This is a genomic window from Halobacillus sp. KGW1, assembly GCF_001592845.1.
Classification (GTDB): domain Bacteria; phylum Bacillota; class Bacilli; order Bacillales; family Halobacillaceae; genus Halobacillus.
In genome coordinates, this window is sequence record NZ_LSOC01000003.1 from 491,164 (window position 1) to 508,448 (window position 17,285).

The following is a 17,285-nucleotide window of genomic DNA, read 5'->3' on the forward strand; positions in this document are numbered from 1 at the left end:
AAATGGGCAGACTCCGGCGGGATTAGCGGAACAGGGGAGACCCCGGAAGAGCAACGCGATGAGGAGGCTCACCGGCCGCCCCGTGGAAAGCGTCCCATTTCCCGGAGCCCGCTCTCCCAGCAAACCTGCTTCTTCAATAAACTAAAAAAGCTGCACCTCCACAAGGAAGGTGCAGCTCTAATCACGGATCAGGCAGTTAAATCCCCCACCTACCCTATCTTATGCGATTTCTCCTCGGACTCCCCCTGCGAGGACGCTCTGATATTCGACAGCACCTCACGAGTGGAATCACTGATTTCCGCTTCAAAGTACGGCTCGTAAGCTTCCAAAGGAGCCCTTTTCGTCGAGTAAACCGCGATCATCACACCAATGAGGGATGCAGCAACGGCGATGACAAAAGGCAGCTCGTATCCTAAGGCCTTCGCCGCGATATAAACGAGAGACCCGATAATGATACCGGCATAAGCACCAGCCCGGTTCATCCGCTTCCAGTACAGACCTAAGAATACGACGAGGAAGAAGGCGGCGCCGAATCCTCCGTACACGTAGACAAAGCCCATCGCCAAAAACCACGGTGGATTGATCGCTAACAGAACAGCCACGGCGGCGATCCCGAATATACTCAGGCGCAGCCAGTTCTTGAACTTCTTCTCACTGATCTTCTTCGGAGCTATGTTCAAGTACACGTCATAATAAAGTGACGTAGCGCAGTGCAGGAGCATAGAGTTGGCCGTTGATATAGCCGCTGCACAAATAGCTACCAGGGTAATGGCACCGATAATCGGCGGCGTGTACTCCTGAATGACCAAAGGAATGATATAATCGGTCGTCTTTCCGACCGGTATGCTGGGTACGAGCACTTTCGCCCCTAGACCGATGACGATCAGCGGCCCCATGATGAAGATCAACACGACGATCGTACCTACGACCTGCAAAATCGCCACTTTCACGTTTTGAGGAGCCAGCATCCTTGTGACCCAGTGCGGGGAAGAAGGCGTCCCTAAAGAGTTCGAAATGAAAATGGACAGCAGGGCCCCGATACCGAAGGTCCCGAACGGGGAAAGCAGGATACCCTCTTCAAGGTCCGGTCCGCCGACGTTTGTCGGAGCGGTTGTCGTCGCAAGCGTGTCCAGGATACTGCCGATTCCACCCGTTAACGACCATACGACACCGCCCGCAAGCAGGACGCCGATCGTAATGAGGATCGTGTTCACTGTATCTGTCGCTGCCACCGACCAAAATCCACCTACACTGGTAATGATAATAAATAATAAGAATCCGAAGATTGCGAGTTTGTAATCAATGCCTGTAATACTGGAAAACACAATACCGAAACCAGTCACCTGAATATTGACGAGAAGCAAATAACCGATAAACATAAGAATGCCGACAATCGCCTGCAGAGCACTCTTGTTCTCAAACGGCTCGAACCGATGCCGGATGAATTCCGGAAACGTCCTGGCCGGCTTTTCCGGTCGTCTAATTTTGTACGCGACGATCGGGATCAAGGCACCGCCGAAGCACCAGCCCGCGACCCAGCCGATGACAGCTGCGACACCGGAGCTGTACAAATAACCAGGGACCCCGATGACAGACGCCACACTGACCCATGTCGCTGCCGTGGTACCGATACCAAGAAGCAGCCCCATCCTGTGGCCTCCGGTTGTATAATCATCGATCGACTCTGCTTTTTTCAAACTTTTTATATTCGCCCATACTAGAAAAAGCACATAAAAACTAAATACGACTACATACCATATCATTTGTCAGCAACTTCCTTCCCCACTTCATTTATACTTGAACAGTTTCCCTGTAGCTCCCCACCGTTTCACTCCTGACTTCTCCACTTTGTAACAGAGAAAGGTGCCTAACAGGAAGGAGAAAATCATCGTTCCCACCCACACCATCATCGCTATGAACATCGCCATCCTCCTCTTCATCCTTTTATGGAACCACTTGAAGCGATCACCAGCCCCTTTTTTGAAAAAAATAAAAAACCCTTCACTCACTAAGAGAAAAGGGTTTCGCACAACCGTATCGGGCTGCTGCTTGTCCTCTCATCTTCGGAATGACTTTCGCCTTCCACTGAAATTGGCACCGTGCATGCATCTGCCGGTTGCCGAGGCTTCACAGGGTCAGTCCCTCTGCCTCTCTCGATAAGAAAATTCAAACTATTCGATTGGTAATAGATTTCATTCTACCACATACCGCCGTTTCGTCAATTCCCTTCGTCACGAACCTCTCTAAGCTGGAGCCTTCAATTGGATACCAGTCGGATGATTTGAATCAGGATATACATCAACAGCAGAATCCCGATCCCTAAAGCCCGAATGCCGTACACCTGCCGTTCGGATAAATCCCTTCCCTGACTTTGTCTCCACGCAGGATAGAAGAATCCGACCACAGGAGCCAGAATGAGACCGATGGACATGAGTACGACAGAGATAGCTTCCATATGCCGGCTCCTTTTTTTAAGAATAAAAAGAGAGCCCGCTTTGGTGCAGATCGGCTCTCTTCGTTCAACGCTTGTCCTTTCACCACAACAGGACAGCCATGATAAGAAATGCTATCAGAAAAATACTGATACGTATGATTCTCGGGATAGAAAACCACCAGGCTGTCACTTTGAATGAAATGCTTTCTTGGTCTTTGCTATTTTTATTCCCTTTGATACGAATTCCCCCTAAAAACCAACAGCTAGAAAAAGCCGTTTGAAGCATGTACTGCTTTTTGTTTTGTTCCAGAAAAAAGATCCTTCTCTTATTTTGTTCGACCTCGATGTGACTGGTAATCTTTATTAATCGCACCTCATTTATCGCTTTTTCAGAAAGCATAGAGAGTGGTTTAATCCTTTTATTTATTATCCCGATAGCCGGAATCCAATTTATAAAAAATCAATTCACCTATATACACGAAGGTAAGGATTGTCCAAAAACTATCTTTGACAGGATGAACGAATGTATCCACCAGGAACAGGATCAGGTACGAAACCAGTAATAAGATGGTTTGGATAACGAAGTTCTTTTTAAAACTCATCCAATCACCTCGGGGTCGTTTATAGATTACCCTGTTCTCCTCAGCCGTTCATGAAGTCCAATAACGCAGGCCCGAACAAGAGAGAAGCTAGACTGATGTAGACAAAGGATCTTCTTTGGCATATACCCTCTCCATTGGATTTAATTCCCATATCAAGCGAAGATTAAGCTCGGGATAGGATTTTACCACCATTCATCAGGCGGTTAAGAAGCCTATGACCATGCCTGCACTAATCCCAATAATTCCTGCTCCTATTAAGACATTCCCTTGTTTACCGACATCATAATCCCTTCTTAAGACAACCCCCATACTGATCGCCACGGGGCCGAGAAATACCGGTAAGAAACCAAGAGCTAATACAGCCGATAACCAACCGATCGTTAATAAGATTGCTTGACCATTCTTCTCTTTTTCGATGGCGGATCCCCTCCCTGTTTCTTTTTTTTCCATCACATTCAACCTTCAAAGATCTGCGTTACTTTTTTACTTTTCATGGATAAATAGCAGGTAAGTACGACACTGATTGACGATGCACTCCAGCGTATAAAATACCAGCCCCAAAAACATATAGTTGTCCTTACCTCAACCGTTGCTTCTCCCTGTCTCTGCCAAAGAAATGATAGAAGACTATTTCAAAAATGAGAAAGCCTGTAACGAGGGCACCTATATAGGGAGAGGGAGAGTCTGCTGCGAAGAAAATGACGAGGCAGAGCACAAAGGTAAGAAAGCCGGCAGCTATGGAAGACTTAACAAGTTTTGCACGCATTAAAAAGACTCCTTTACTGATGATGCTCCTTCATTACTCGAAAGACTCTGCCATCTTAATCATGTCTTCCTTCGACATCCCCTCAACCTTGCCTTTCCACTCATACGTAATCGATCCATTCGTCCAGATCAGCCGCTGCTCTCCGCCTTCCTTACCTGCATAACGCGCCGTCTGATCACCGACCATCGCTTCTTCCGTCTCTGTTTCTTCATAAGCAATTTCGCCGTCCTTGACGGTTGTCAGTTCCAGCTTTTCTCCCTTTTCACCATAAAAGGTGAAGGTCAGGTTCTCTTCCTGCTGTTTGCTCTCCGAATCGACTTGTACGCCGTCCACTTCATAAGGCATGATCGTCGGATACATCGGCTGGTAAGCTTCGTCACCTGCGACGGCCTCCGCCATAGATGAATCGTATTGGTAAAGGCCTTCTTCTATTTCTTCCGGTTTATCGAAGGCATGGAGCAGGGGTTGGCCGTCGCTGAAATGCACCCGGGTGACATTCCCCTCTTCGTCCGTATTCACTCTTCCCTTAATACCTGCCGTCTCCCCATTACTGATGTTGATCTGGATATCAAAATCATACGCACCTTCCGCATCCCCACTCTCTTCCACGTCCAGTTTCTTTATATCCATCTTTACATCATTGCTATAAGCTTTTTGGTGAAAGCTTGTAAACAAGTTGGTATTCATCGCATCTTCCATCCGCTCATCGGTCATGTATCCGCCAAACTGCTCCTCGTAATAGTTCACGAGGCCTTCGTGATCACTCTGATCAAAAAGCTTCGTTAATGCTTCATCCGGTCCGGAGAACATTTTCTCCAGCATCTCTGTCACCTTTTCTTTCGTCGTCGGCTTCTCTTCTGTATCTTCTCCTGCAGACGGATCGGATGCACAGCCGACAGCCAGCAGCAGTACCACAGCAAGGGTGGTCATTTTTTTCCACATCGAAAAAACCTCCGTTTGTGTGTCTTCTTATATGTACGAATACCTACGGCCATCAGTTTCATAAAAATGGTAATAAAGGAAGAAACGCACCAATCCCCACTTAAGGTATGGCGCGTTTTCGTTCTTATTTCCTGCTGTTTCCCTTCCATCTTTTCCTGTTGAATACCCACAGGGAGAAGAAGATAATGACAGCTGTTCCCGCGGATAGAATCGTAGTGTTTTCTACTGCATTTACTAAAATAGTCGTTAATACGATCGATAAGAGGATGGATAGAGTAAGTCTCCGTCCATTGCCCATTTCCTGTCACCTCCAAGCCGGTTCCAGTGAAATGGTCTCATAAAATCAGGCATTGACTCAACAGGAGGAGGAAATCCAGTCAGCAGCAAAAGTCCAGGTGCAGTAATTCCCATTTCTGCACCTGGACTTTTTATATCCTGGGTTTTTCTGTAGCGCTTTTACCACAAAAACGGCATCTGGTTCACCATCCGGTCGACGAGGCTCATGCCGACGAGGAAGAAGAACAGCATCATGACGACGCTCGTGATCAGCAGTCCGTAGAAACTGTCGAGGCCGCCTTCGGTTTCCCTGTCCGCATCGATGGAGAAAACAAGAGTGACGCTTGCGAGCAGGAACGCGACGAGTGTGACGAGATAGACGAGAGCGCCGACGAAGTTCAGCGAGATCAGCTGCAGGAAGTTGGCAAGAACGAGACCGCAGCCCGGGATGATGGCGAGTGCACCGTAGCGGGCCAGGACGTTCTTGAAGCTGACGTCGTTATGCATCATTTTGGCGACGCCGACATTGATACCGGCGTAGACGGCGAGGAACAAGAGCATGTAGAGGAACGGCTCCAGGACGGTGGCGCCGAACGGGACCTCGACGAATCCTCCGAACCCACCGGCCGCTTCCCGTGCGACGAAGTAGGAATACAAAGGCATCAGAAGGGCGATCGCAACGAGCGTGAGGACGCCTTCAAGGAGCTGGTTTTCCCCTGTCGCCCTGCTCGCCTGCCACGGGCCTTTCAGCGCATCGCGGGCGAAGGTGACGAACGAGCTCCCTGTCCGGGCCGCCCGGTTCGTATAGGGACCGCCGACTGGAACCGGAAGCGCGGCTCTGCGCACGACCGCCTCCCCTTCCACGCTGGAAGCGGGCAGACCGCAGCCTCCACAGAAATTCGCATCGGCCTCGATTGTCGTGCCGCATTGTTGACAGTACATAGAATCATCCCTTTCCATCTATTTGGTTGTTCTCTGGTGCCGCATGAAAAGAATCAGTTTCTATCGGTGTCCCGGATGGTGATTTCCTCGATCGCGAACGTGCCGTCGACAAGAACGATCCGGTACTCCTTCTTCCGGTCATAGTCGACGCTTGCACCGTCCGCTCCGTGGAAGACGAACGTCTCCCTTGTCGTCAGGAAAAAGGTGTTCTCATCCCGGGCATCGATCGCCGACACTTCATTCGTGAGGAACTCATAGGATGAGCCGTCCTCTTCAAGCCCGGCCATGAAGCTTTTCAAATCAGAGGCTGCAACGCTTCCCTCTTTCAAAAAAGGTTCAATCCTGCTGTAGTCGCGTGTGTTCAACGCTTCTTCATACGCCGTCCGGAATGCTTCCACGAATTCAGCCGCCTGTTCTTCCCCGCCCCCGGGAGCCGCGGCTTCCACCGGCGCTTGTTCCTCCTCAAGGAAGGCATCTTCCTCCTCCATGCCGAACAGGAACGGGAGCGCACCGAACGAGACGTCTCCCGGACGGACGACCTCGGACTTCTCTACCCTGCCGTCTGCGTTCTTCCATTCGGCGTGCAGCTCAAGCTTCGCATCCTCAGGAACCGGCCCGATCTCCCCGACTTCGGCGAGCGTCTTCTTCGTACTCTTTCCGTTCACGAAAAGGACGGCTTCCGGCTTGTTCGTATCGATGCCGTAGTTGGAATAGAGGAAGTCCGCATAGAAATCGTAGCCGTTCTCCCCGGAAAAAATATCGAGCACCCACGTCTCCTTCCAACCCCCGTAATCACCGTCCGCTTTTCCTTTTATCTCATACGTCCCCGGATAGGCGGACGCGAGCGTCTCCCTCTCGACCGGATCTTTGAAATCGTACGTCTCGTTCTCGACCTCAAAGGACGTATCGGAGAGCTCTGTCGTCACATGAACCGTCGTCGGCACCGCTTCGAACTCGAACCTGTCATAGAAAAGGAACGGTTTCTTCTTCACGATAAAAAACGGATTGCCGTAATCATCGCGCACGATCCGATCGAATTCCTGCTCCGCGTGGACAGCTCCGGTCAGCCGCTCACGAATCGTCTCCCAATCGCTCGTCTTGATGTAGCGCAGGTACTCCTCTTCCTTCAGCCAGGCGTCCTTCTTCACCTCAAGCTCATCAAGAAAACCTTCCGCATCCTCCTCCGTCACCGCCCGGTCCATCGCCTTGATCTTCGTGACCGGGTCAAGCATCTGTGTCACGATGAAATGCCCGGCGACAAGCAGCACGATCGCTGCTCCTCCGATCAGGAACGTCAGCTTCTGCTTCTTCGAAAGCGGTGCCGTCTTCCGTTTCCCGGAAACGCGCGTGGCCCGCTTATTCCCACATCCTGTACAAAAGTTCTCCCCGTCCTTGAGCGCCTTTCCGCAATGCGTGCATGTTGCCATCGATGTGCCCCCCTCCTCTGCTGATCGGCCGTTATGTATCCAAGCTCTCCCCTTATTCAAGGACTATATTCACAAGGAAACAGGGTTATGACACGCGCCTCTGTAGGGAAGACGGGAAGCATGTCCTCCTTTCGGTATGTTTATTTCTCTCTCCATCCGCTGCAGCCGGTTGATGGAGCATAAAACAGAGGGGATATAATTACCGCATAGGGCGGAGGGGAATGGGCAGACTCCGGCGGGATTAGCGGAACAGGTGAGACCCTGGAAGAGCGACGCGATGAGGAGGCTCACCGGCCGCCCCGCGGAAAGCGTCCCATTCCCCGGAGCCCGACCTCTCCAACCCAACACCCACGTTTTCCATCACGCATATTCCACATTCCGCCTTTTTACATATCATGCATAAAGAGGCTTCTCGCGGACTCTTGGAATCCATGAAGAAAGGAGCTGCCTACAGCCATGAAAGACCATTCCCATAAGAAAACCGTCTCGAGCAGTTACCTGCCGAACTTCAACCCTGTCTTCAACCAGAAGAACAGTGTCCATCATAAACGGTTCGTCCAGTTCAACTTCGACAATCAGGCGTTCTCCGGCCTGCCGATCCTGTTCGAAGAAGACCGGGCGATCTCGAAAGTGTCGCTCCATGCCGGGACGACCGGGAACCCCGTTTCCTTGAACGGGCTCATCCCCGTCACCAATACATCAGAAGAAGCGTGCGGCATCGTCGTCAGCCTTTACAAAAACTATTTCGATCCCGCAAGCATCGTCTACAGCAACGCGGTCGAAATCGCCGGCGGCCGGGAAGGGTTCGCCCAGCCGGTCCCGCTCCTGTATGTCGATACGCTGCAGCCCCGGGAGCGAAACGTCACGTATTATTTGACGATCCGTAAGCTCGACCAGGACCCTTCACTCGCCATTTTCGGATCGACGACGCTGACGGCGACAGAATACGGCAAATATTGACCTGAAAAGCGAACTTTATTTTTTTAATAAATGAAAATGTTCGCTTTTTACGGTTGTGGAACGGAAAGCTATCTGGTATAGTGAACACCGTAATCAATTCCATAAGGTACTCGTATATTCTCAGTGATATGGTCTGAGCGTCTCTACCCGGTTCCCATCGAAAGAACCGGACTACGAGTTGAGAATGTCACGGGTTTCCTGATTGGAACGGCTTTTCCATCCAATTGTACATTTTTGACTTGGCGTCTGAGACAGCAGCTGATCTGCTGGTCCCGGGCGCTTTTTTTTATGCCGCGGCCCTTATGGAAAACCAAACATCGAAGGAGAGAGACAGATGAAGAAGACAGCCACAATCCGAACAATCGCACTTTTACTTATCGTATTATCCATGCTTGCCGGCTGTAACACCCAAACCGACACGACGAAAGCAGAGGCGGAGGAAGCCGATCCGCAGCAGCCGATTCTCATCCAGGGACCGATGCCGATCGAGGCGGAGGAATTCGCCGCTCGTCTGAAGGACGTCGAAGAGGAAACATCCGGCAGCTTCGTATTTTATAAAGGAACGGTCGATGATTATCCCGTCATCGTCATGAAGACAGGCAAAGGAATGGAAAACACCGCAGCAGCGACGGCGATCGCCATTGAAAAGTTCGATCCAGCCGCGATCATCAACCAGGGGACATCCGGCGGGCACGATCCGGAGTTGAACGTCTTTGATATCGTCCTCGGGAAACGAACGGTCAACCTCGGTTCTCTGAAAACGGGCCATTTGGAAGACGAAGAAGGCATCGAGCCGACCGAGTGGATTCCGATGGACCTGCTTGCCTCCGAAGGAAGCGCGGGCGAGGATGAAGACGCGGAGAAAGTCCGCTATTTCGAAGGGGACGAGGGTCTTCTGAAAGCGGCGAACGCCGTGAAGGATACGTATGAAGACGGCAAAGTCGTCGAAGGAACGATCGGATCAGCCGACGTCTGGAACAATGAAGTCGACCGCATCCAGTGGTTCCACGAGAACTTCGGCTCTTCTGTCGAGGAGATGGAAGGGGCGGCAGCGGCACAGATCGCCGGCGCCTATGACGTACCGTTCCTCGGCATCCGCATCCTTTCCAACAATAAGACGAACGGCGGAGCGTACAACCCGGACACGGCAGCATCGAACCAGGAGTATGTGTATGAGGTCGTTCAGGAATATATCAAGGAACAGGAATAAGAAAAAGTCCGGGAGCATATCCCGGACTTTTTTTCCGTCTGATCGAGGAAATTCAATTGTCTACGAGTGCATAAAAAAAGACCTCGATGGGAGGTCAAATTTATCACTTTCTGCTCGAACTGCTGATGAAAAGCTTATCTACTGTGGTGTTCAATACAGAGGCTATGTCAAACGCTAATTGCAAGGTGGGGTCGTATTTATCATTTTCGATGGCATTGATCGTTTGTCTGGATACTTTACAGAGTTTAGCCAGTTCTTCCTGGGATAACTTAACCGATTTTCTTAATTCTCTAATGTGATTTTGCATTTAATCACCATATTTTTTTCTGTAAATTAGTAATGTCACTAAATAAATAACGGAAATGACGGTTAGAAACATTATGGGGGAAATCCCATTACCATTATAAGAAGCATTCCCATCGATAGTCAGGTAAAGGGACTGGGCCACTTCTAAAATAAGCACACCTATAACTACGATGAACGCATAGGATTGAGCTTTCGTGTGGATAAACTTCCTTCTTTCATCACCTCTTTGAAACATTGGTGCAACGAAAATCAAAATTCCGCTGATTAACAATAGGACGGAATACACGATTTTAACATAATCCATTTCCCAGCTCCCTCTCTCATTAAAATGTAAAATTCTTTTTACATTTCTTATCATAGCAGTAAATGTAAGAATGTCAAATTCTTTTTACATTTACTGCTATGATTCATCTAAAAAAAGAGCTAATAAGTTGAGAGGCCATCAAGAAACGGACCTTGTTTTATGTGGTTCTGTTTCGTTTATCGGAAAAAATGTTGTGCTTCTTGAAATAGGAATCCACAGCGGCGACTTCCTGTTCTGGAAGGGCGAGGGCGACATACCCGTCCGGCCGGATCAGATAGAGCGCATCCTGCTTCCATCCCTTCTTCTCCATCCCCGCCTGCCAAGGGAAGGCATGAATCGGCAGGGCATGCTTCTCTGCAAAGGCGGAGAGTGCCGGCTCCGCCTCGCCGTAGATGTGGATCTGCCAGTCGAAGGATGCGAGCGGGGCGAAATTGTCCCCGGCAGCTGTCTCTATCCAGGGAAGCCTGTCCCCTGCCTCGATCTTTCCGGCTGTGCCTTGACTGATGCTGCTTTGTTTATAGTTGATCTCTGTCTGGGAAACGATGCGGAACGCTTTTTTCTTTATGCCGGAGAAGCCGAACAGAAGGGGAAGCATATGCGGAAAGAACACGTTCCGCAAGAAGCTGCCGCGCCTGTTGTCCCCGACGACGTTCTGGAACACCTTATCCGTTGAGGCGATCAGTCTTCTCGCAAAGGCTATCCGCTCCGTTTCGTACGTATCGAGAAGTGCGTCGTCTCCTTCGCCTTTCAGGACAGCAGCAAGCTTCCACGATAAATTGACGGCATCGCCGATTCCTGTATTCATCCCCTGGCCTCCTGCCGGGCTGTGGATATGCCCGGCGTCACCGGCGATGAAGGCACGCCCTTTCCGGAATTGCTCACTGACCCGGTGGTGGACGCGGTAGGTGGAGAACCAGTTGACGTTAGTCGCTGTGATGCCGACTTTCTCTTCCACATAACCGCTCACATCGGCATAAGAAAGGTCTTCCACACCGGTCAACTCGGGCGGCGCCATTCCGATTACACGGTACGCCCCTTCCTCCCGGACAGGCATGAACAGAAGCAGCTTATTGTCTTCCACGAAGATATTCATACTGCCGGGGACGACATCGATATCCGCTTCCACATCCGCAACGAAGAAGAGCTGTTCATACGTGCCGCCGGGAAAGCCCAACCCGAGCCCCTTCCGGACGGTGCTGTGAGCGCCGTCACATCCGACCAGGTAGGAAACAGACGTCCTCTCCTCTTCCCCCTTTTTCTCAAGGCGGGCGTCGATCCGGTCCCCGTGATCCGTGAAGGCCGATAACGATGTCTCCCATTCCACTTCCACTCCGGCTCGCTGCAGTTCCTTCACCAGAATTTCTTCATGCTCATCCTGAGGAAGGTTGAGAACGTAAGGGAACGGGCTCACTCCCTTTCCTAAATCCGGGAATTCCAGCTTTGCCTTCTCTTCTTTCCCTTCCCAGAATCGAAGGGATGACATCGGGAGCCCCTGCTCGACGATCTGCTCGGCAAGACCGAGCTGCGCGTAATGTTCAAGGACCCGGGCGTGGATGACGAGCGCCCGCGAAGCCTCCCCCGGTCCTTTGTTTTGATCAATGATCCGGAAGGGCACTCCGAGCTTTACGAGACTATGAGCGAGCGCGAGGCCCGTCGGACCCGCACCTACAATTAGTACCTGAGCTTTCATCGTGACATCCTCCTCTTTTTGATAAGCGAATTAATGAACACTGTGTTGATAAACAGCTTCTATCTCCATTATAATAAGCTGGAAGTAGATTACAATGAACAATCCGAGGCACAACTGCCGTATAATCAACAGTTTTCCAATGTAGTGTCGATTATATGAAAAAAAGGGGGACAAAGATAATGACCCATGACCGACGCGTCATCCGGACGAAGAAGCTGATCCGGGAAGCACTTGCTGAGCTTATCGGGGAAAAAGGGTTCCATGCCGTCTCCGTACGGGACATTACGACGAGAGCGGCGATCAACCGGGGTACCTTCTACCTGCATTATCAGGATAAGTTCGATCTCCTGGAGCAGTGTGAGAAAGAGGTGTTCGAGGAGATCGAAGCGGTGGCGGAGAAAGTGGACGTCCAGGAGATGAAGCATTTCCTCGCAACGAATAAACCACTCCCCTTCATCGTATCCCTCTTGGATTATATAAAGGAAAATGCAGCGTTCATGCATGCGGTCCTCGGTCCGAACGGCGACGTTTCCTTCCAGCTCGCGTTCAAAGACTACTTGAAGACGAACGTCGGCAGGGAGGTGCTGCAGACCGCGAAGGAGGAAGATCGTCTGGTACCGTACGATTACCTGCTCTCCTATCTCGTATCCGCCCACCTCGGGGTGATCCAGGAGTGGCTGGAAACGGGAACGAAGGAATCACCGGAGGAGATCTCGGTCTACATCGCCCGGCTGTCGCTGCTCGGCCCATTCCAAGCAGCCGGACTTGCCAAGGGAAGGAAGTAACAGAGAGCCGGGCTCCCCATACAAAAAAAGCCTGCCGAAGGACATTCTTCGGCAGGCTTTTTTGTTTATTTCGGTAACGGTGCTTTTTCTGAAACGAAGCCTTTCTCCACGAGCTCTTCCCAGAACGCTTGAGGGATCTCCTTCTGGATCATGGCGATATCCTCTTTGATCCGGTCCGGACGCGTCGAGCCCGGAATGACGGACTTCACAGCAGGGTGCGCCGTTGAGAACTGGAGCGCAGCTGCTTTCAGCGGGACGCCGTGCTTGTCGCCGATCTCCTTCAGCTGATTAACGCGGCCGATGATGTCGGCTCCCGCCTTCTCGTAGTTGAAGTGATCGCCGCCGAGCAGCACACCGGAGTTGTACGGTCCACCGACGACGATGCCGACGCCGTTTTCCTCCGCGGTCTTCATCATGCGCTCGAGGGCGCGGTCGTGCTGCAGCAGCGTGTACTGGGTCGCAGACAGACATAAGTCCGGCTTGTTTTCCTTCAGCTCCATCGCAATCTCGATCGGTTCGGTCGTGTTCACGCCGAGACCCCACGAGCGGATGACGCCCTGTTCCTGGAGCTCAGACAAGACACGGAACGCACCGGTCCGCGCCTCTTCGAACTTCGCAATCCAGTCGTCGCCGTGGAAATCCGGAGAGACGTCATGGACGAACACGAAGTCGAGGCGGTCGGTCTTCAGACGATCGAGGCTCTGTTCGATCGAGCGCCGTGTCGCATCAGCCGAGTAATCGGTCACGACTTTATTGTTACGGGCGTACTGGAACAAGCCTTCCTTGTCCTCTTCTTCTTCCTCCAGCACGTACCGGCCGACCTTCGTACTGATCAAATAATCGTCGCGGTCATACTTGGACAGCACCTCGCCGAGACGCATCTCCGCAAGGCCTGCGCCGTAAAACGGTGCCGTATCGAAATAACGGACACCCTCATCCCAGGCGGTTTGGATCGTTTCTCTCGCTTCTTCCTCGGACACTTCGCGGAACATGTTCCCGAGCGGAGCCGTTCCGAGTCCGACTTTATGCTTTAACGCATGTTCGAATGTTTTCATCTTTCCAGATCCTCCTTTTTGCATTGCTTAAAGGTATATATCCGGAATGAGGAAAAGGGAAACACGAACACTTACAGCGGCTTCGGTTCGTTGACCTGCTCGTCCGGATTCCACTCTAAAAGCTGGCCCGCATGGACAAGGCCGGATCCGAAACCGTATAGAAGCACGCGGTCCCCGTTCTGGACTCTGCCTTCCCGAATACCGAGATCGAACGCCAAAGGAATGGATGCCGCCGACGTGTTTCCGAAGTTCTCCAGGCTGTACAGCGTCTGATCCATCGAGTAGTCCAGCTTCTCGCTGATCGGCTCGATCAAACGCAAATTCGCACTGTGCGGCACGAACCAGTCGACCTGTTTCATCTGCATTTCCGCACGCTCCAACAGCGTCGTGATCGTCTTCGGAATGTTGCGGACGACCCAGCGGAACACTTCCCGGCCGTTCTGAACAAGATACGGCGTATCCTGAAGCTCGATGTCGTTCACATTCGATGATAACCCGAGACGATAGACGTGCTGGGCCGCACTTCCGTCACTGCCCACATACGCGCCGAGGAAGCTGTCGGATGCCGCATCCGCTTCCACCAGCACAGCGCCTGCGCCGTCACCGAACAGTACACACGTATTGCGGTCAGTATAGTCCGTGATCTTCGACAGGCTGTCCGCTCCGATGACCAACACTTTCTTATGAAGCCCGGAGGCGACGAAGCCGTGCGCCGTATGCAGGGCGGACACGAATCCGGCACATGCCGCGCTCAAGTCCATCGCTCCAGACGCTTTGATTCCTAATTTATTTTGAATGATGCTTGCGACGGATGGAAACGGAAAATCAGGCGTACTTGTCGCGACGAGAATCATATCCACATCTTCCACCTGTTTGTCATACCGGTGCATCAGATCCTCGACCGCAGCGATGCACAAATCACTCGTCTGCTCATCCTGACGGCCGATCCGGCGTTCCTTGATTCCGGTCCTCTTGACGATCCACTCGTCACTCGTATCGACCATCTGCTCCAAATCTGGGTTCGTCAGCCTCTTCTCCGGCACATACGTCCCAATCGCCGTCACTCTTGCCTTTCCCATTACATCCACCTCACACATAGTTTTTAGTACCTGGTACTAATGGTACCACTTTTCCATTATAAAGCAAATAGTCCGCTTGGCAGAAAAAAAAGAACCTGGACGCCATTCGTCCAGGTCTCGTTTCTTATATACGCCGGGAAAGGCTGCCGATCAGCTCTTGCAGATGTTTCTCTGTAAAGGCGCCCATGCTGAAATTGACCAGTGCGCGCAGCGGCAGGTTTGCCATCATCGCGTCCATCATGGCATCCATCTCGCCTTCTTCTGTTTCCATCCCGCCGAACAGGTTGTTTTCAGCAAGGAATTCCTGCATGACGGAGGCCGTCTTCGGGTTCTTCAAAAGATCACCGACGAGCGTGTTGCGGTGGATCGCCATCGGAATCACGGTCGTCGATCGGACGTGGATCGTATCCTTGAGCACGATGTCCTTCGACGACTTGCCGATCAAGATATCGAAGTCCCCCGTCTCCACCTGCCAGTCGCCGAGCTCGACGTTGTAGTAAGCGAACGAGCGCCGGTCGAGGGTGAAGGAGATCGTCTTCACTTCCTGCGGCTCGAGGCTTACTTTGGCGAAGCCTTTCAGCTCTTTCTCCGGACGGATCACACTGCTTTCTGTATCGCGGACGTACAGCTGGACCGTCTCTTTCGCTTCGACTGATCCCGTGTTCATCACATCGACGCTCACTTCCACTTCTTCCGTATCGTCGATGTCGTGGGAATCGATCATGAGGCTGCTGTATTCGAACGTGCTGTAGCTGAGACCATGACCAAATGGAAACAGCGGCTCGATTTGTTTCGCATCATAGTGCCGGTAACCGACGAAGAGGCCTTCTTTATATTCGACGACATCCCCTTCCCCCGGGAAGTTCAAATAAGAAGGATTATCGACGAGTCGGACCGGGAACGTCTCGGCAAGCTTTCCACTCGGAGTCTTGTCTCCGAACAACAGATCGGCGACCGCGCCGCCGAACGCCTGCCCGCCGAGATAGCCCTCAAGGACCGCCGGAACTTCGTCAAGCCACGGCATTTCCACCGGTGCCCCGTTGCTGAGCACGACGATGACGTTCGGCTGCACTGCCGCCACCCGCTCGATCAACGCACGGTGATTTTCCGGCAGCTCGAGGTGCTTCCGGTCATACCCTTCCGATTCATACCGGTCCGGCAGCCCGGCGAAAAGGACAGCGACATCGGCGGCCGCTGCCGTCGTGCACGCTTCTTCAATACGTGCTTCATCGATGGCATCGTTCTCAAGCGGATAGCCTTCCGCATAGGTGACCCTGTCGGTGCCGGTCGTCTTCTTCACTTCTTCCACCACATCATCGACTCTCGTCGGGTTAATGTGCGAGCTGCCACCGCCCTGGATGCGCGGCTGCTTCACGAACGAGCCGATCAGCGCGACCGAGGCTTTTTTATCTAGAGGAAGGATACGTCCTTCATTTTTCAAAAGGACCATCCCTTCCGCTGCTGCTTCACGGGCAAGCCGGTGGTGGGCTTCTTTATCATAAGAGGTTTGCTGCTGATTCTTCACCGCCTTCTGGATCAACCCGAGGACCCGGCCGACCGCGGTGTCGATCGTCGCTTCCGTCAAATCGCCCTTCTTGACCGCTTCGACAATCTCCCTGTCATGAATGCCGTTCGTCCCCGGCATCTCGAGATCCATACCGGCATTAAGTCCGTCGACGCGCTCGTTGACAGCGCCCCAGTCGGAGACGACGACGCCGTCCCAGCCCCACTCGTTGCGGAGAATTTCTGTCAGCAGCCGGTAGCTTTCCGATGCGTACTCCCCGTTTACTTGGTTATAAGAGCACATCACCGTCCAAGGCGCCGCCTGTTTCACGGCATGCTCGAAGCTCGCCAGATAGATTTCACGGAGCGTCCGCTCATCGACTCTCGCATCCACCGACATCCGCCGGTGCTCCTGGTTGTTCGCAGCGAAGTGCTTCAGGGAGGTACCGATTCCTTTGCTCTGCACCCCTTCGATATGACTCGCTGCCATCATCGACGACAAATAAGGGTCTTCCGAAAAGTATTCGAAATTTCGCCCGCACAACGGAGACCGCTTGATATTCGTCCCCGGCCCGAGCAGCACGGCGACCTCCTCCGTCTTCGCCTCTTCCCCGAGCGCTTCGCCGACGCGGCGTATCAAATCCTGGTCCCACGTACTAGCAAGTCCTGCTGCCGACGGGAAACAGGTGGCCGGCACGCTGGCGTTCAGGCCCAGATGGTCCGCTCCCTGCGCCTGTTTCCGGAGACCGTGCGGACCGTCCGTCACCATCACGGACGGGATATTGAGTCGTTCAAGTCCTTTTAAATTCCAGAAGTCAAGGCCGCTCAAGAAGCCCGCCTTTTCTTCGAGGGTCATCTTTTTTATGAGTTCATCGATTGGTGCATCCATAGGTAACTCCTCCTAAAACCATTGGTTGACGTACTTGTTCTGTAGGATGATTCTACCCAATATTTAGTAAATAATCTAAACAAACGACTCAGGTAATGTGCTCGTGCTCAAGAAA

General features: G+C 52.1%; 18 protein-coding genes and 2 riboswitches. Of the genes, 3 read left to right on the forward strand and 15 right to left on the reverse strand.

The genetic code is table 11. The features are described 5' to 3' along the window. Positions 1-209: 209 nt before the first annotated feature. From AXG56_RS11485 to AXG56_RS11525, 9 genes are all read right to left on the reverse strand, one after another. Complete coding sequence (locus AXG56_RS11485) at positions 210-1,763, reverse strand: sodium:solute symporter family protein (protein WP_062514645.1); 1,554 nt, start codon at positions 1,761-1,763, stop codon at positions 210-212. 24 nt (positions 1,764-1,787) lie between these two features. After that, positions 1,788-1,922, reverse strand: a complete 135-nt coding sequence (locus AXG56_RS19835) for a hypothetical protein (protein WP_008637776.1) — start codon at positions 1,920-1,922, stop codon at positions 1,788-1,790. A gap of 132 nt (positions 1,923-2,054) precedes the next feature. After that, a riboswitch (SAM riboswitch) is annotated at positions 2,055-2,163 on the reverse strand. A gap of 94 nt (positions 2,164-2,257) precedes the next feature. Further along, positions 2,258-2,455, reverse strand: a complete 198-nt coding sequence (locus AXG56_RS11490; RefSeq protein ID WP_008637779.1) for a hypothetical protein — start codon at positions 2,453-2,455, stop codon at positions 2,258-2,260. A gap of 776 nt (positions 2,456-3,231) precedes the next feature. Beyond that, positions 3,232-3,486 (reverse strand): hypothetical protein, encoded by a 255-nt coding sequence (locus tag AXG56_RS11505; protein ID WP_062514653.1) that lies wholly within the window; start codon positions 3,484-3,486, stop codon positions 3,232-3,234. 127 nt (positions 3,487-3,613) lie between these two features. Then, positions 3,614-3,802 carry a hypothetical protein gene (locus AXG56_RS11510; RefSeq protein ID WP_062514657.1) on the reverse strand — a complete coding sequence of 63 codons (189 nt, stop codon included), beginning with the start codon at positions 3,800-3,802 and terminating at the stop codon, positions 3,614-3,616. Positions 3,803-3,835: 33 nt separating this feature from the next. Beyond that, a complete protein-coding gene (locus AXG56_RS11515) occupies positions 3,836-4,744 on the reverse strand; it encodes a DUF4367 domain-containing protein (RefSeq protein ID WP_062514660.1) in 909 nt (302 codons plus the stop codon). Between the two features lie 124 nt (positions 4,745-4,868). After that, a complete protein-coding gene (locus AXG56_RS19490) occupies positions 4,869-5,042 on the reverse strand; it encodes a hypothetical protein (RefSeq protein ID WP_161484918.1) in 174 nt (57 codons plus the stop codon). Positions 5,043-5,200: 158 nt separating this feature from the next. Continuing rightward, on the reverse strand, positions 5,201-5,962 hold the full coding sequence (locus AXG56_RS11520) for a zinc ribbon domain-containing protein (protein ID WP_062514663.1): 762 nt from the start codon (positions 5,960-5,962) through the stop codon (positions 5,201-5,203). A gap of 53 nt (positions 5,963-6,015) precedes the next feature. Beyond that, positions 6,016-7,389: a zinc ribbon domain-containing protein gene (locus tag AXG56_RS11525; protein WP_062514666.1), complete on the reverse strand. Its 1,374-nt coding sequence runs from the start codon at positions 7,387-7,389 to the stop codon at positions 6,016-6,018. 456 nt (positions 7,390-7,845) lie between these two features. Between AXG56_RS11525 and AXG56_RS11530 the strand changes: the two genes are divergently transcribed. Continuing rightward, positions 7,846-8,349: a hypothetical protein gene (locus AXG56_RS11530; protein ID WP_008637787.1), complete on the forward strand. Its 504-nt coding sequence runs from the start codon at positions 7,846-7,848 to the stop codon at positions 8,347-8,349. 90 nt (positions 8,350-8,439) lie between these two features. Continuing rightward, positions 8,440-8,543, forward strand: a riboswitch (purine riboswitch). A gap of 140 nt (positions 8,544-8,683) precedes the next feature. Further along, positions 8,684-9,559, forward strand: a complete 876-nt coding sequence (locus AXG56_RS11535) for a 5'-methylthioadenosine/S-adenosylhomocysteine nucleosidase (RefSeq protein ID WP_008637788.1) — start codon at positions 8,684-8,686, stop codon at positions 9,557-9,559. A gap of 103 nt (positions 9,560-9,662) precedes the next feature. Here the strand turns inward: AXG56_RS11535 and AXG56_RS11540 are convergent, their stop codons facing one another. The 3 genes from AXG56_RS11540 to AXG56_RS11550 all read right to left on the reverse strand — a co-directional run bounded on the left by AXG56_RS11540 (position 9,663) and on the right by AXG56_RS11550 (position 11,859). Beyond that, positions 9,663-9,866, reverse strand: a complete 204-nt coding sequence (locus AXG56_RS11540) for a helix-turn-helix transcriptional regulator (protein WP_062514668.1) — start codon at positions 9,864-9,866, stop codon at positions 9,663-9,665. Further along, a complete protein-coding gene (locus AXG56_RS11545) occupies positions 9,867-10,169 on the reverse strand; it encodes a hypothetical protein (RefSeq protein WP_026578016.1) in 303 nt (100 codons plus the stop codon). Positions 10,170-10,326: 157 nt separating this feature from the next. After that, the gene (locus AXG56_RS11550; protein ID WP_062514670.1) at positions 10,327-11,859 is read right to left on the reverse strand and encodes an FAD-dependent monooxygenase; all 1,533 of its coding nucleotides are present in this window, start codon (positions 11,857-11,859) and stop codon (positions 10,327-10,329) included. Between the two features lie 179 nt (positions 11,860-12,038). Between AXG56_RS11550 and AXG56_RS11555 the strand changes: the two genes are divergently transcribed. After that, a complete protein-coding gene (locus AXG56_RS11555) occupies positions 12,039-12,644 on the forward strand; it encodes a TetR/AcrR family transcriptional regulator (protein ID WP_062514672.1) in 606 nt (201 codons plus the stop codon). A gap of 65 nt (positions 12,645-12,709) precedes the next feature. Here the strand turns inward: AXG56_RS11555 and AXG56_RS11560 are convergent, their stop codons facing one another. The 3 genes from AXG56_RS11560 to AXG56_RS11570 all read right to left on the reverse strand — a co-directional run bounded on the left by AXG56_RS11560 (position 12,710) and on the right by AXG56_RS11570 (position 17,170). Next, the gene (locus tag AXG56_RS11560; protein ID WP_062514674.1) at positions 12,710-13,699 is read right to left on the reverse strand and encodes an aldo/keto reductase; all 990 of its coding nucleotides are present in this window, start codon (positions 13,697-13,699) and stop codon (positions 12,710-12,712) included. 71 nt (positions 13,700-13,770) lie between these two features. Beyond that, positions 13,771-14,778 carry a ketoacyl-ACP synthase III gene (locus AXG56_RS11565; protein ID WP_153017421.1) on the reverse strand — a complete coding sequence of 336 codons (1,008 nt, stop codon included), beginning with the start codon at positions 14,776-14,778 and terminating at the stop codon, positions 13,771-13,773. 124 nt (positions 14,779-14,902) lie between these two features. After that, entirely contained in the window at positions 14,903-17,170 is a 2,268-nt protein-coding gene (locus AXG56_RS11570) for a glycoside hydrolase family 3 C-terminal domain-containing protein (RefSeq protein WP_062514678.1), read from the reverse strand. Positions 17,171-17,285 lie beyond the last annotated feature (115 nt).